The 15,405-nt window shown below is 45.6% G+C and carries 12 protein-coding genes; 6 read left to right on the forward strand and 6 right to left on the reverse strand.

Translation table 11 applies throughout. The annotated features are described in order from the left end of the window. Window positions 1–30 precede the first annotated feature (30 nt). From N39L_RS10790 to N39L_RS10800, 3 genes are all read right to left on the reverse strand, one after another. Window positions 31–1,464, reverse strand: a complete 1,434-nt coding sequence (locus N39L_RS10790; protein WP_014275210.1) for a serine/threonine-protein kinase — start codon at window positions 1,462–1,464, stop codon at window positions 31–33. 88 nt (window positions 1,465–1,552) lie between these two features. Next, window positions 1,553–2,491, reverse strand: coding sequence for a LysR family transcriptional regulator (locus tag N39L_RS10795; RefSeq protein ID WP_014275211.1), 939 nt, complete (start codon window positions 2,489–2,491; stop codon window positions 1,553–1,555). Between the two features lie 60 nt (window positions 2,492–2,551). Next, a complete protein-coding gene (locus N39L_RS10800; RefSeq protein ID WP_006619824.1) occupies window positions 2,552–3,547 on the reverse strand; it encodes a LysR family transcriptional regulator in 996 nt (331 codons plus the stop codon). Between the two features lie 121 nt (window positions 3,548–3,668). On the opposite strand from N39L_RS10800, the gene N39L_RS10805 reads away from it, so the two are divergent. The 3 genes from N39L_RS10805 (at window position 3,669) to N39L_RS10815 (ending at window position 6,554) form a co-directional block, all read left to right on the forward strand. Then, window positions 3,669–4,382, forward strand: a complete 714-nt coding sequence (locus tag N39L_RS10805; RefSeq protein ID WP_006619823.1) for an NnrU family protein — start codon at window positions 3,669–3,671, stop codon at window positions 4,380–4,382. 48 nt (window positions 4,383–4,430) lie between these two features. Further along, entirely contained in the window at window positions 4,431–4,814 is a 384-nt protein-coding gene (locus N39L_RS10810) for a thioredoxin family protein (RefSeq protein WP_006619822.1), read from the forward strand. A 159-nt stretch (window positions 4,815–4,973) separates the two neighbouring features. After that, window positions 4,974–6,554 (forward strand): polysaccharide deacetylase family protein, encoded by a 1,581-nt coding sequence (locus N39L_RS10815; protein WP_231852151.1) that lies wholly within the window; start codon window positions 4,974–4,976, stop codon window positions 6,552–6,554. A gap of 38 nt (window positions 6,555–6,592) precedes the next feature. Here the strand turns inward: N39L_RS10815 and N39L_RS10820 are convergent, their stop codons facing one another. Further along, entirely contained in the window at window positions 6,593–7,231 is a 639-nt protein-coding gene (locus tag N39L_RS10820) for a transaldolase family protein (protein ID WP_006619820.1), read from the reverse strand. Window positions 7,232–7,860: 629 nt separating this feature from the next. On the opposite strand from N39L_RS10820, the gene tkt reads away from it, so the two are divergent. The 3 genes from tkt to purH all read left to right on the forward strand — a co-directional run bounded on the left by tkt (window position 7,861) and on the right by purH (window position 12,477). Beyond that, a complete protein-coding gene (gene tkt, locus N39L_RS10825) occupies window positions 7,861–9,870 on the forward strand; it encodes a transketolase (protein ID WP_006619819.1) in 2,010 nt (669 codons plus the stop codon). 393 nt (window positions 9,871–10,263) lie between these two features. Further along, window positions 10,264–10,773, forward strand: a complete 510-nt coding sequence (gene rnhA / locus N39L_RS10830; protein ID WP_006619818.1) for a ribonuclease HI — start codon at window positions 10,264–10,266, stop codon at window positions 10,771–10,773. Between the two features lie 156 nt (window positions 10,774–10,929). After that, window positions 10,930–12,477, forward strand: coding sequence for a bifunctional phosphoribosylaminoimidazolecarboxamide formyltransferase/IMP cyclohydrolase (purH, locus tag N39L_RS10835; RefSeq protein ID WP_014275214.1), 1,548 nt, complete (start codon window positions 10,930–10,932; stop codon window positions 12,475–12,477). A 74-nt stretch (window positions 12,478–12,551) separates the two neighbouring features. On the opposite strand, the gene N39L_RS10840 is transcribed toward purH, so the two are convergent. Further along, window positions 12,552–14,420 (reverse strand): glycoside hydrolase family 9 protein, encoded by a 1,869-nt coding sequence (locus tag N39L_RS10840; protein ID WP_043468203.1) that lies wholly within the window; start codon window positions 14,418–14,420, stop codon window positions 12,552–12,554. Window positions 14,421–14,553: 133 nt separating this feature from the next. After that, window positions 14,554–15,315 (reverse strand): response regulator transcription factor RpaB, encoded by a 762-nt coding sequence (gene rpaB / locus N39L_RS10845; protein WP_006619815.1) that lies wholly within the window; start codon window positions 15,313–15,315, stop codon window positions 14,554–14,556. Between the last annotated feature and the right edge of the window lie 90 nt (window positions 15,316–15,405).

The following is a 15,405-nucleotide window of genomic DNA, read 5'->3' on the forward strand; positions in this document are numbered from 1 at the left end:
CTCCAATACCGTTTGTGCTTCTAGTTCAACTCATGAAATGAGCCGTTTCAGAATCCCGTAAATTAGACGAAATAGGGAAGTTGCCACGACGGCTGATAGTGCTGTCAATATTGGTAAAATGATGACCTGGGCAACTTCAAGATTACCGCGTGTAGTGCCAACCCAAAACACGATCGCAAAAGATATGCCAGCCACAATCAGCAGATCCCATTTTTCAATCCAACGGCGCACTTGAGCTAATAGTAACCCCGCTAACAGCAAGCCAGCAATCCCCAAACTCAAAGGTATTGTATCTAACAACGACCACAATACCATCACCAGTAATCCCCCATCAAAGCCGGTAAATGCTGCTGATGCTAGAATTTCCAGGATCGAAAAAGGTCGCCTGACGGTGGGGGTTGGCGCTTGAATTTGAGTAGCTACTGGTGCGGACACAGGCGCGCTTTGAGGAGTTACAGAAGGCGCAGGAACTACGGGAGGAGGTGGCGGTGGCGGCGAAATCGGTGGCGGTGGCGGCGAAATCATGGCATTGAGGGCTGTTAATACCTCTGTAGCCGCGCCAAAGCGATCGCTAGGGGTAGGTTGTAACATTCGGTCAAGAATGTTAGTTATGGAATCAGAAATTGTCACCTGATCTTTCCAAAGCCAAGCATTGCTGTAGCTATCAAACAAATCTTCAGGATCTTTGGCTGTTAATAACATAATTGCTGTTACCCCCAAAGCATATAAATCCGTAGATGGATAGACACTGCGACCTCGCATTTGTTCTGGGGGAGCAAATCCGGCAGAATAGATACCGGTTGATTTATTTCCTGGTGCTTGTGTGACTTCCTTAACCGCGCCAAAATCGAGCAAATGCAGAGTGCCAGAGCGATCGCGCATAATATTAGAAGGCTTAAGATCGCGGTGGATGACATCTTCCCCGTGGACAAATTCCAGGACATTCAGAATTTCCCGCATTACTTCCAGCACTTCAGTTTCCGAAAACGGACCCCGGCTTGATAGTTCCTGTTCCAGGTTCTGACCGTCGATATATTCTTGAACTAGATAGAAAAATTGCTGAGGGGTGCGAGTTTGCCAACCTGTTGCTTCCAGGGGAAAATAGGCTAACAAATTGGGGATTTGAGGATGTTGGTGTCCGAGGCGATCGAGAACCTGGGCTTCCCGTTCAAATAGTCCTTGGGCGATCGCTAATTGTTGGGGGTCCAAGTCTCCGGCTGGGAGAAACTGCTTAACAACACAGGTGCGTAAACTGGGCGATCGGCGATCGCGCGCTAAAAACGCCGCCCCAAACCCCCCCTGACCCAATAGACGTTCGGTTAGGTAGCGCCCATCTAAAATCAGGGGCATACCGCAGGTAGTACAATACTTCTGTTGTACCGTTTTGAGGTTGGCATGATCATCAAGGTCAGGATATAAGTTATCTGGCTTGGGACAACCGGGGCGAGTACAGTGGATTTTCATCAGAAGTTAGGTTGGGCTTATGGCCTGAATTGATTTTCACTGAAAAAGTGCGGCTACCCTAGGATTTTGGCAAAAATCCACCGTGGGGTCAATTCATCCGCTGCTCAGAATTACAAAATAGAGGTAAAATCTCGCGACTGAAGGCTTCGGCGGCTTTAGATTGATAGCGATTAGGATTAACAATTACTGATAACATCCGTTTAACCGTTACTGAATCAATGGTGGCCCGATGCAGCATCCCCATTTGTAGCTCTTTTTCAATAGCCGAAGTAGACACAAAAGCGGCTCCCAGTCCCGCTTGCACAGTATTTTTAATAGCCTCAATCGAGTTAAGTTCCATTTCAATCCGTAAGCGACGCGGATCAATATCATAGCGACTGAGGACTTGATCAATCACCTTGCGAATAGTCGATTGAGCATCTAGGGCGATAAACTTGAGGTTATACAGGTCTTCCTTTTGAATAAAGTCTTTTTCAGCCAAGGGGTGAAACACAGGCAAAACTAGGGCTAGTTCATCCTCAATATAAGGTTGAACGCTGAGACAGTCCTGCAATTCTGGCGGGATCTCACCGCCAATGATGGCTAAGTCAATTTGTCCGTTAGCAACACTCCAAGCCGTGCGACGGGTAGAGTGGACATGGAGTTGCACAGCTACATCTGGGTATTTTTGCCGAAACATCCCAATCATCCCAGGTAGGAGATAGGTTCCGGTAGTCTGGGAAGCACCAACAATTAGGGTTCCCCCTTGTAGGTTTTGTAAGTCTTCGATCGCACGACAGGTTTCTTGACATAGGGAAAGGATCTTTTCCCCATAACTAATCAGTAAATGTCCAGCCTCGGTAAGTTTAGCCCGGCGACCAGCGCGATCGAACAGCGGAACATTTAATTGTCGCTCTAAATTCTGTACTTGTAGGCTGATCGCAGGTTGGGAGACATAGAGACTATCGGCGGCTCTTTTAAAACTCCCTTCAGAGGCGATCGCCTTCAGAATTCGTAATTGATCCAGGGTGAACGGAACGTCTGACATCACTAAGTAAAATTGCTATTTGATGTGCTAATGTGGTGGAAGTCGAACCCCCAGTCCAGACTACAAGGGCATCTGTTCTGAGGTAGGTTCGTTAGCCAACCCAGCAGAAATCTCTAAATTTTCCGGTGGGAGTTGTGTACTAGAGAAATTCGGTAAAATCTCCTTTATGAATACAGATGCGGCTTTAGATCTATAGCGTAATGGGTTATAAATCACTGATAACATCCGTTTGATAGTGACTCGATCAATTTTAGGAATTTGCAATACTCCCATTTGTAACTCTTTCTCAATGGCGGATGTGGAAACGAAAGCCACCCCTAGACCTGACTGCACCGCATTTTTGATCGCTTCAATAGAACTTAGTTCCATTTCGATTTTGAGGCGACTGGTATCAATCCCAGACCGACTCAATACCTGGTCAATCACTTTGCGGATAGTCGATTGAGCATCAAGACTGATAAACTGCAAGTCGTATAAATCATCATGTTCGATAATCTCCTGTCCGGCGAGGGGATGGGAAACCGACATGATCAGAGCTAGTTCATCTTCTGCGAAGGGAACCACCTCTAATGATTGCGCCAATTCCGGGGAGATCTCCCCCCCCACGATCGCCAAATCAATTTGTCCGTTAACCACACTCCAAGCCGTGCGACGGGTAGAGTGAACATGAAGTTGTACCGACACATCGGGATATTTTGAGCGAAACATCCCAATCATCCGAGGTAGCAAATAGGTTCCCGTAGTTTGGGAAGCACCGACAATTAGCGTCCCTCCTTGCAGGTTTTGTAAGTCTTCGATCGCACGACAGGTTTCCTGACACAGGGAAAGGACTTTTTCCCCATAACTCAGTAATAGATGACCCGCTTCTGTCAGTTGGGCGCGACGACCTCCTCGATCAAATAAGGGTACATTTAATTGGCGTTCTAGGTTCTGCACCTGCAAACTCACTGCTGGTTGGGATACATATAAGCGATCGGCCGCTCGCTTAAAACTTCCCTCGGAAGCGATCGCTTGCAGAATGCGTAACTGATCTAAAGTGAATGGAAGATCGGACATGGTGTTAACCTCATCGGCAGACAAAAGATCCGAGAATAGCTATGTGAGGATCGTCTTCTTTGAGCATACTGCGAGATGATCTGTATTGGAGTTAACTTTATTATCCGTTGGAGAAGTCAAAATGTCTGATCAATGGCTCAGTCTTAGCCATTTCGTGATGGTGGGGTTACTGCTATGCTTTGCGATCGCCCATAGTGGTCTAGCTGCCCTCCGACCTGTTGTCGAACAGGTTATCGGTCCCCGGTTATATCGCATTTTTTTCGCTCTGGTCAGTTTATCCCTGGCGGTCGTCTTGATTATCTACTTCTTTAATCACCGCTATGATGGCCTACAACTCTGGCAACTCCAGGGTGTACCCGCCCTTAAACCTATCGTTTGGGTTCTCTCGGCTATCTCCTTTGTGTTTTTATACCCCTCTACTTTTAATCTACTCGAAATTGCTGCGATCGCTAAACCACAAGTCCATCTTCATCAAACTGGCATTATCCGTATTACCCGACATCCCCAAATGGTCGGACAAGTCATCTGGTGTATTGCCCATACCCTATGGATTGGTACCACCTTTACCCTCGTGACCTCCATTGGTTTAGTTTTACATCACCTCTTTGGAGTTTGGCATGGCGATCGGCGTTTACAAGCCCGTTTTGGCCAATCCTTTGAAACCCTCAAATCCCAAACCTCCGTAATTCCCTTTTTGGCAATTATTCAGGGACGGCAAACCCTAGTTATACAGGAATTTCTCCGTCCCGCTTATCTCGGTGTTGGCATTTTCATTATCCTACTTTGGCAAGCTCATCCTCTATTAATTCGTGTCACAAGTAACGTAGGCTGGTAGCATGATCCCAGGGATATAAAATGTTCGTTAATAAAATTTAGAGCCATCATGCTTTTATCGGTCAGTGAGCAGCAATTTTCTAAAGAGGTCTTGAGTGCTTCTACACCTATTCTCGTTAACTTCTGGGCTCCCTGGTGCGGCCTGTGTAAACTTATTGTCCCTCAACTGGAACAGTTCCAGACCCAGTGGACAGGTCAGGTTCAGGTATTGGGTATTAATGCTGACCAGAATTTAAAGCTGGCCAGTACCTATCGACTTCAGAATCTACCCACCTTAATTCTCTTTCATCAAGGAGAACCACTCTACCGTATTGAACATTTACTAGGACGTGAAGACCTACTCAAGACCCTCAACGGTTTCATGCTTAACTATCAACATGACTGCTACACCCGTCCTTTGAAAACCCCTGAATATCTCCATTTAGAAGCCTAATGGGGTTGTCAAAATCTACAATATGTCGCGACAAATTTAACCGGGTTTCTTATACATGGCTATCGGAAATCCGGTTTTTTTCTTGAAATCACCTTTTTTTGAGGGTGAGATTAAAGGATAATTTGCCTTCCTGATTCAATCATTGTTATGTTAAAAAATATGCGGTTCCCCAAAACTTTATCCGGTTTTAGCCTCTTATTTTTCCTGACTTCCTGCCACAATGTCAATAATTTATCATCGAATTTATCCCCTGTAGCCCCATCAATTGCACCCCCTACCCACCCAGAAACACCAGTTACATGGGAACTAAAAACCGTTAATCACCCCGGCGGCTATTTCTGTTCTAATGGTGAGATGGCTTCAGGACCTCTCACCCAAAACATGATTAATAAATGTCTCCAATGGGGCGGCGGTTCCGCTTGTTTCAATAACCAATGGTCGGAAACATTATTTCGCCGAGCATACGGAAATAATATCTGTCCAAATGGTTCTCATCTTAATGCCATTACTGGTTATTGTATGGAAGGAAACGACTCTTTGGGACCCTTTCCTCAAGATTTAATTACTGCTTGTCAACAACAAGGTGGCGGTAATTCCTGCTTATCTAATCGTTGGGATTCACAGTTTCTATTAAGTTTAATTGCTCAAGCAGGTTTGATTAATCTCCCTAGTCGCCCTCCTCAATTTGTCCTGCTGGCTTTTGACGGTTCCCGTTCTCTGGAAGCATGGCAAAAATCTCGCCATTTTACTAAACAAATGGCAGCTAAAAATATTCCCCTCCGCTTTACTTATTTTATCAGTGCTGTGTATTTTGTCAATACTGGCGATCGCCTACTTTATCACCCACCTGGCCGTCACCGGGTCGGCCATTCTGCGATCGGTTGGGGAGGAACCCCAGAAGAAGTTAAACAACGCCTAGAACAGCTAAATTTAGCCTATCAAGAAGGTCATGAGATTGCCTCCCATGCAGTAGGTCATTTTGATGGTAGTCGCTGGACTGAGGCGGACTGGACGCGAGAATTTAACTATTTTGATAAGTTTATTTTTGAAGCCTACCAAATTAATAACCTAGAAGGTAGTCTCGCCTTTGATAAAACCGCCATCCAAGGATTTCGCGCCCCCGAATTGGGTCAGGGTCCTGGTTTATATCAAACCCTACAAAAAAAAGGATTTCGTTATGATACCAGTAAAGTGGCTCAATCTAACTACTGGCCGCAAAAACCAAACGGCATCTGGAATTTCCCCCTCGCTAGTTTAACTACCGCTAAAACCCGTAAAAATGTCTTGTCAATGGACTATAATTTCTATTATGCTCATTCTCAAGCCAAGCCGAACCCTGCTAATGCTCAATTCTACGAAGAAGATACTTTCCAAACCTATCTAAACTATTTTCAGGCTAACTATACAGGAAATCGCGCCCCTATCCACATTGGTCATCATTTTTCCGCCTGGAATAATGGCGCTTATTGGAATGCTATGTTCCGCTTTGCTGAAGCCGTTTGTGGTCAGCCAGAAGTTAAATGTATCACCTATCGAGAATTGGCGGATTTTATGGATTTACTCACCCCAGAACAAATTGCTACCTATCAAAAAGGTGACTTTCCCAAATGGTCTGCTAAGGAGTCAGTTAACACGGATTTAATATCTGATGATTTATCGGGTTTGGGGGTTAATAATCCTCAATTTGCTGCCGATGATTTTTGCGGCACAGTAGCAGTATCTCACCCTAACCGAAGATAATATAACCCCCTCTGGGGTGGGGGCTTTACCCTAGCCCATTAACTGAGTAAACCCCGACCATTTTGGTGAAACTCTTGTACAGTTTGATTTGAGAGTTCATGGGTGGTTAAAGATTGCAGAATATCCCAGGGGAGAGTGAGGTGATAAGCACCAGCTTTGAGGGTGGCGACGGCTTCCTCTGGGGACTTGATGCTGGCGGCGAGAATTTTGGTTTCACTTCCGGCGAGAATTTCGGCCATATCTTTAACTAGGGTGATTCCATCTCCTAAAAATCGGGTGGCGCGGTTTACATAGGCGATCGCATATTTTGCCCCCGCTTCTTTAGCCACAGCCGCTTGAGATGCACTATAAATCCCCGTCACAGAACAGGCAATTTTAGGGGATATATGAGCCACTACTTGAAAGCCTAAGCTAGTGGCTGGAACTTTTAAAACTGTTTGTTCTCCCAAAATATTATAAGCTGCCCAAGCCTCCTCAAGCATACTATCAAAATCTAAGGCAGTTAACTGATAGTAAATCTCCCCCCGGAACAGTTGTTTAAGTGCTTTTAAAGTTGCTTGTGGGGATAGGTCACTTTTAGCCAGTAAAGTGGGATTAGTGGTAACTCCTTTCACCCAACCCAATTGACTAGCTGCTTCAGCTTCCGACACAATAGCAGAATCCAGATATAAAGCCATAATTTCTGTTTAATAATTTAACCGATTACCAATTTTGACTAAGACTGTCCCACAATATCTATGAAAATTACCACAATGGCAAGTGGCGATCGCTCTATTTTTCCCTAGCTACATTTTTGCGCCTGCATCAAGCTACCCACCTATACCCTTAGCCTAGATGTTAAGCCCCTTTCATTCGGTCGGTCTGACTGGCAGAATAATCAAAATTGCCATCATAGCACCGTGACAGCGCCTAAAGTCGCGCCCGTCGCTTTTCCACACTGCTGGCTCAGAGACCGGGCTACCCATCTACCAAACTTTTCTGGTGTTCACTGCCAGAGTTGGGGTAAGTAGAGACCAGATCTTGGTATGATGGAAATTGCACAGGCGGTAGAGATAGCCGAATAGGCTGGATCGATTACTGCCCGACAGTGGCAGAAAAAGTCTGTGTTGGCGGAGAACATTCCCTAGATATTTGGCGATCGATCAATTTAGTTTCAAGTCCCTTGCCTGATAGTCCCTCAAAATGAGATGATCTCAGATGCAGTCTGAGGGCGATTCCAGAGCAATTCTGAAAATAGAACCATTATCATCTGGTTTCTCTACTCCGGCACTCACACTTTAGAGCGAGTATATAGAAAAACACAACTATGGCTGTTGCAACCCAATCACTTGAACAACTCTGCATTAACTCAATTCGTTTTTTAGCTATTGATGCAGTAGAGAAAGCGAACTCAGGCCACCCCGGACTTCCTATGGGTGCGGCTCCGATGGCCTTTGTACTCTGGGATCGCTTTATGCGTTATAACCCCAAAAACCCTAAATGGTTCAACCGCGATCGCTTTGTGCTATCGGCAGGTCATGGCTGTATGCTACATTATGCCCTTCTGCATCTGGCCGGCTATGATAGCGTCAGCATCGATGATATTAAACAGTTTCGTCAGTGGGGGTCGAAAACTCCAGGACACCCAGAAAATCACGTCACCGAAGGGGTGGAAGTGACTACCGGACCCCTAGGACAAGGTATTGCTAACGCTGTGGGTCTGGCTTTGGCTGAGGCTCATCTGGCGGCGCGTTTTAACAAGCCTGATTGTACTGTGGTAGACCACTATACCTATGCCATCCTAGGGGATGGCTGCAACATGGAAGGTATTTCTGGAGAGGCTTGTTCTTTGGCGGGACACTGGGGCCTCGGTAAGCTGATCGCCTTCTATGACGATAACCATATTTCTATTGATGGATCTACGGATATATCGTTTACTGAAGATGTGTGCAAACGCTTTGAAGCCTATGGCTGGCACGTTCAGCACGTTGCTGATGGTAATACAGATTTGGAAGCGATCGCTACCGCCATTGAGAAAGCAAAGGCGGTCACTGATAAGCCTTCCTTGATTAAAGTTACCACCACCATCGGTTTTGGTTCTCCTAACAAAGCTAACAGCCATGACGTTCATGGTGCCGCTTTGGGTAAAGCAGAAGTACAGGCTACCCGTGATCATCTGGGTTGGAGTTATCCTGAATTTGTGATTCCTGATGATGCAATTAAGCATTTCCGCAAAGCAGTCGAGCGGGGTGCGAATTATGAGGATGAGTGGAAAGCAGCTTTTGAAACCTACAAATCTAAGTATCCTGAAGAGGCGGCGACTCTGGAACGCTTGCTGAGTGGGAAACTTCCCCAAGGATGGGAAAAATCTCTGCCTACCTATACGCCGGAAACTAAGGCTGATGCGACCCGTAACCAGTCCGGTGCTACTCTAAATGCGATCGCTGGAGTCCTTCCCGAATTGGTTGGCGGTTCTGCTGATTTGGCTCCCTCTAATAAGACTTTACTCAAAGGTTTGGGAGATTTCCAAAAGGGTCAATACCAAAATCGTAACCTCCGGTTTGGGGTGCGTGAACACGCTATGGGAGCCATTTGTAATGGTATCGCCCTGCACCGTTCGGGTCTGATTCCCTATGGCGCGACCTTCCTGGTGTTTACGGATTATATGCGTAATTCTATCCGGTTGTCGGCTCTGTCGGAAGCTCCCGTGCTGTGGGTGATGACTCATGATTCTATTGCTTTGGGTGAAGATGGCCCGACTCACCAACCCGTTGAACATATCGCTTCTCTGCGGTTGATTCCTGATTTGACTGTGATTCGTCCCGCTGATGGTAATGAGACTTCTGGAGCCTATAAGGTGGCGATCGAAAACCGTCACTATCCCACTTTGATGGCATTTTCTCGCCAAAATCTGCCTAACCTCGAAGGTAGTTCTATCGACAATGTGGCTAAGGGTGCTTATATCCTTAGTGATAACAGTGATGGTACCCCTGATATTATTCTGATTGGTACTGGTGGGGAAACTTACCTCTGTGTTGATGCGGCGGTTAAACTCCGGGAAGAGGGTAAAAAAGTCCGCGTGGTTTCTATGCCTAGTTGGGAATTGTTTGAAAAGCAGGATGCTGCTTACAAGGAGTCTGTTTTCCCCGCCTCTGTTAAGAAACGTTTGGCGGTGGAAGCCGGTGTTAGTTTTGGCTGGTGCCGCTATGTGACTGATGAGGGTGCTACTATCAGTATTGACACCTTCGGCGCGTCTGCTCCTGGCGGTGTGGTGTTGGAAAAATTCGGCTTCACCGTTGATAATGTGGTGGCGAAAGCTAAGGAACTTCTTGGTTAATTAATTACCTAGGTGCGTCAGTCAGAAGAGTTTATGAGCATTTCATCATCAAAATTCTCCCGGTCTGACGCACCCTACCGTATTAATCGGCAAGGGTGCAACATTGTTTGTACCCTTGTTTTTTTATTTGTACCCGTGAGTATTGATTGATTAACACTGATAAAATAGGGCATAGGGCAGGGAAGATTATACATAACAATAAGCCTAAGTCGCAGTATCTTTGTCTCATATAGTCTATGATCATAGTCACAGACAACGGCAGTATTAACCAATATTTTAGATATCAATTACAGTTGAATCATACATATTTTAGATATGATTTTGATAAATTGTGAACTGACAAAACCGACAATGATATGATTTCTGATGGAATAAATTAGAGAATAAATTATTATGAATATGGGCCTAACTAAGGTGACAATTTATACAGACGGAGCCTGTAGCGGGAACCCTGGGAAGGGAGGATATGGGGCTGTGTTGATGTGTGGTAGTCACCGAAAGGAATTATCAGGAGGCTTCCGACTAACTACTAATAACCGCATGGAAATGATGGGAGCGATCGCCGCTTTACAAGCCCTCAAATTTCCCTGTTGTGTGACTCTCTATAGTGATTCTAAATATCTCGTAGATGCTATGACTCAGGGGTGGGCTAAACGTTGGCAAAAGAATGGATGGCGACGTAGCCAGAAGGAATGGGCGAAAAATCCGGATTTGTGGGCGCAATTATTAGCTTTGTGTGAGGAACATCAAGTCCGATTTGTCTGGGTAAAAGGTCATGCGGGCGATCGCGAAAATGAAATTTGCGATCGCCTTGCTGTCGAAGCTACTCATGGAGATAATTTACCGCCAGATTTAGGATATGAAAACCCACCCCTACCTCAAGACATCGATTCTATGAGTTAATGTAATCTTAGTGTAATCTTAATTTAATCTTGTGGTTACTCCGTAGAAATTGCCGATAATTTGCTAATCAATTGGCTATAGTTTCTCAATTATGCCTTTAACTGGAATGGTCTGTTGACTTTAAGATAGGGAAGTTGCTTTGTAAATCTTGGAAAAATGGCCCGTTTAGCTCTATTAAGTGTATCTGACAAAACTGGACTGATTGACTTAGCCCGAAGTCTTGTGGAAGAATTTGGCTTTGACCTGATTAGTAGTGGGGGAACTGCTAAAGCTATCCAAGAGGCGGGACTACCTGTTACTAAGGTTTCTGACTATACAGGATTTCCCGAAATTCTGGGGGGACGAGTTAAAACCCTGCATCCTCGCATTCATGGGGGTATCCTTGCGCGTCGGGATATTCCCCAGGACGTGGAACAATTACAACAGCATGAGATCCGCCCCATTGACCTGGTAGTGGTTAATCTGTACCCATTTGAACAAACTATTGCATCGGAAAATGTTACCCTACCAGAGGCGATCGAACAAATTGATATCGGTGGCCCTACGTTGCTGCGGGCTTCTGCTAAAAATTTCGCCCATTTGACTGTCCTGTGTCAGCCTAACCAATATGGGGACTATCTCGAAGAAATGCGAAACAGCGGCGGCGAACCTAGTTTAGAATTTCGCCAAGGCTGCGCTTTACAAGCCTTCCGTCATACTGGGGCTTATGATCGGGCGATCGCTACTTATTTAGAACATCAAAACACCACCGAAACTAATCCCCTCCCCACTAGCTACACTGTCGCCGGAAACCAAATACAAGCCCTCCGCTACGGCGAGAACCCCCACCAACCCGCCGCCTGGTATCAAACCGGAACTGTCCCTAATGGCTGGTCGGCGGGTAAAATTTTGCAGGGAAAACCCCTCAGTTACAATAACTTGGTGGACCTGGAAGCGGCTAGACGGATTATTTGCGAGTTCACTGATGAACCGGCGGCGGCTGTTCTTAAACATACTAACCCCTGTGGAGCGGCGATCGCTAATAGTTTATCTGAGGCTTATCAACGGGCTTTTGCTGCGGACTCGGTTTCTGCTTTTGGGGGTATTGTTGCGCTCAACCGTCCCATTGATGCGGCGACGGCTACAGCCATGACCAAAACTTTTTTAGAGTGCATTGTCGCCCCCAGTTGTGAACCAGAAGCTGAGGCTATTCTCAAGAAAAAGGCTAATTTGCGGGTGTTGATTTTGCCGGATTTAGTTTCGGGTCCCAAAGAAACTATTAAGCTAATTGCTGGGGGCTTTTTGGTCCAGACCTGTGATGATGAAATCGATATCCCTGACCATTGGCAATTAGTGACCGAAAAAAAACCTACCTCGGCACAATTGGCTGAGTTATTGTTTGCTTGGAAAATTGCCAAGCACGTTAAATCTAATGCGATCGTGGTCACCAAAAACCGCACCACTATAGGGGTAGGAGCCGGACAAATGAATCGCGTAGGAGCCGCTAAAATTGCCCTAGAACAAGCCGGAGAAAACGCTAAGGGGGGATTCCTTGCTAGTGATGGTTTCTTCCCCTTTGATGACTCGGTAAGGACGGCTGCTGCTGCTGGTATTGAGGCTATTGTTCAACCGGGCGGCAGTATCCGAGATCAAGATTCCATTAATGCCGCTAATGAATTAGGTCTGGTTATGGTAATCACCGGAATGCGTCATTTTCTCCATTAAAATAGCCATTCCCCATTGATGTACATCTAAACTCCCCTCTCCCACCAATGGGGAGGGGTTAGGCGTGAGGGAATTTAGTGGCTAGGGGAACTGACAAAGTTAGACAAAAGTTTGATATAGCCACTTTGATAATAAATGGCGGGTTCGGTAATTTCCCAGGCTTTTTTGCGGGGGTCATTTTCATCAAAATATGCCTTCATGGGAGGCTCACCAACAGGGGGTTTAGATGAGCCAGTATAATATTGATTGGGTCCCCCTACTAAATAGCCAGGAGCCGGACCACTGGGAGAGTTTAAAGCATGATCATAAATGCCCCCGCCGAACCACTGATGATACATTTTGTTAGCGGATTTTTCGGCTCCGTATTCATACATATTGCTTAAATAAACCATGCTTAATGGGTTGACACCGTGCAGGTAATGGAGATGGTCTAAGGCTCGGATTTTATAGCTGTCGGCGTGGTCTGGGTCTACCTCATACAACAAGACATCATAGTTGGTATTACCATAGTTGGATTCCACTAGGTTACTACCCCAATGATATTGAGGGTCGCTCATATAAGCACGGTATGGGTCGAGGTCAGAATTACCGTAGGATGCTTTATTACTTAGCACCATTTCCCGAAAGCGATCGCTTATTTGTTGTTGGATATTGTCATCGCCATTGGCTAGTTGAGTGTACAATAATAGGGCATCCCCTTCATAGGAGCTATACCTTGACCAAGTATCATCTTTAAAGGGTTGAGTTTCCGTTAAATTGGCGCGTATATATTGATTATATTTGGTGTCTCCGGTGAGTTGTAATAAATAAACCGCCGCCGTTACAGTTCCCCCTTTTTGTTCCCGTTCGCTTCTATCTGCATCCCCAGATTTAATCGTCTGGGAATCACAATCAGTGCGTTTGGGGTTAGATTGAAACCAGTCCCAAGCGGCGATCGCTCTATTTTGCAGGTCTTCTGCATACTCATTAAGAACTGGAAATTCCCGAAAAACTAACGCAGTATGGGCGAACATTCCCGCCGTCGATATACTAGCAGAAGAACATTTAGGAGCATAATAACGGGGCCGTTGATCAAGACTAGGAATCTCTGGATTATTATGATCAATCGTACCCAGTTTAATAAACACTCCCCCATCATCATCCTGCATCAGTTTTAACCAATCAATCTCATACTTAATCTCATCGATGATATCTGGGAGATTATTCCCCGATTCGGGAATGTTAAAATCATCAGTCCAAATCTCCCGATTGTGGGAGTAAGCATCTAAAAGTTGATGAATTACCGGAGTCGCAAAAGTCACATATTTATTAGTATCTCCCGCATCAAACCAACCGCCACGCATATCGCGAGCCAAAGCCGGGTTATCTTTGTCATAAACATAGCGCGCCTCTGTATCCTGTCCGGGTCCTAAAAAAGCCGCGCCATCAGTCCATCTAGGGTCAGCTAATGGGGGTTGTTTGGGAAAGCCACTGCGCTGATAAAAAAAGGTACGGACAGCAGTGATAAGAACCTGTTTATAGACATCATCCCTAATCTCAAATTCAAAAGAACGTTGTTGATTGGCGGCATCTATGATATAATAGGAACCTGGTTTGTTGAGCGGGGAAAAGTCAAACCACCAACCGCGATCGCCTGATTGAGAATGAACTTTACCATCCATCCAGAGCTGAATTTGACCCGAATAAACTTGTTGATGAGAATTAGCATCCCGAACCTCGTAGGTAGTCCCTGGTGAGAAGGATTCCTGGGCATTAAAACCCACTTCGGGAGTGGTAATTACAGCGACTTTATGATCTTGGGGACGATAACCAAACTGATCAACTTTAATATATGGTCCGGGTGTCATATCGGTTTGAAGACTTGGCTGACTCTGGAGGTCAGCATCGCTGATGACTACTATCAAAGCAATAGTTAGCACGAAAGAGAGAAACCACCTGAACATTGGGTCTACCAATTCAATCTAATTGGATATTATCACTTCTCGAAATTAAAGCCCACCCTGGTTATGCTCTGACCAGAATGGGTTTTTGTTAAGTTTTATTCAAATCGATTTTATTTTGGAGGATTGATATTAATTATGCGCCAATTGGTTCTTCCACTGCTGCGAGTCGCTGGGAAGAGTAGCCAATACCGCGAACCGTGAGAATATACTCAGGATTACGCTGATCAGTCTCAATTTTAGCTCGTAGGCGAGCCACATGAACATCAACAACGCGCATATCGGCAATGCGGCGGGGGGTGTAACCCCACAATTGTTGCAGAATTTCGGAACGAGAAACCGCTTCACCAGAACGCTTAAACAACAGTTCGAGCAAGTTAAACTCGATATATGTGAGGGGCAACAATTTATCGCCTTTGTAAACCCGTCGTTTAATGGTGTCAATGCGGAGAGTATCAACTTGGATGACTTCGGGACTTAGATCATGGGAAGATGCGTTATCTTTGAACCGACGGAGGATAGCGTGAATGCGGGCTTCCAATTCTTTGGGAGAAAAGGGTTTAGTGAGGTAATCATCAGCCCCCAATTCTAAACCGGTAATGCGATCGGCTACATCTCCCAAGGCGGTTAACATAATGATGGGAATATCAGAAATTTCTCGAATTTTTTGACAAACCCCGTAACCGTTAAGTCTTGGCATCATTACATCCAAAACTACCAGGTCTGGACTTTCGCGATCGAACATTTCAATAGCTTGTAAGCCATCTGCTGCTGCGACAACACTGTAACCGACCATTGACAGACGGGTTGTCAAAATACGCCGAATTGCAGACTCATCATCGGCGATGAGGATTTTTTCAGGATTGCGCCGTTCGTCAAGCCGTGCTTTTATGGTCATGTTTGCTCCCAGTAATTTTTATCGATCGGCCTTTGAGCAAAACTGGCTAGGGACTCTCTCAGTCCCCGGGCTCAGTTGGACAGGAGATAT

This window comes from Limnospira platensis NIES-39 (assembly GCF_026000695.1).
Classification (GTDB): domain Bacteria; phylum Cyanobacteriota; class Cyanobacteriia; order Cyanobacteriales; family Microcoleaceae; genus Limnospira; species Limnospira platensis.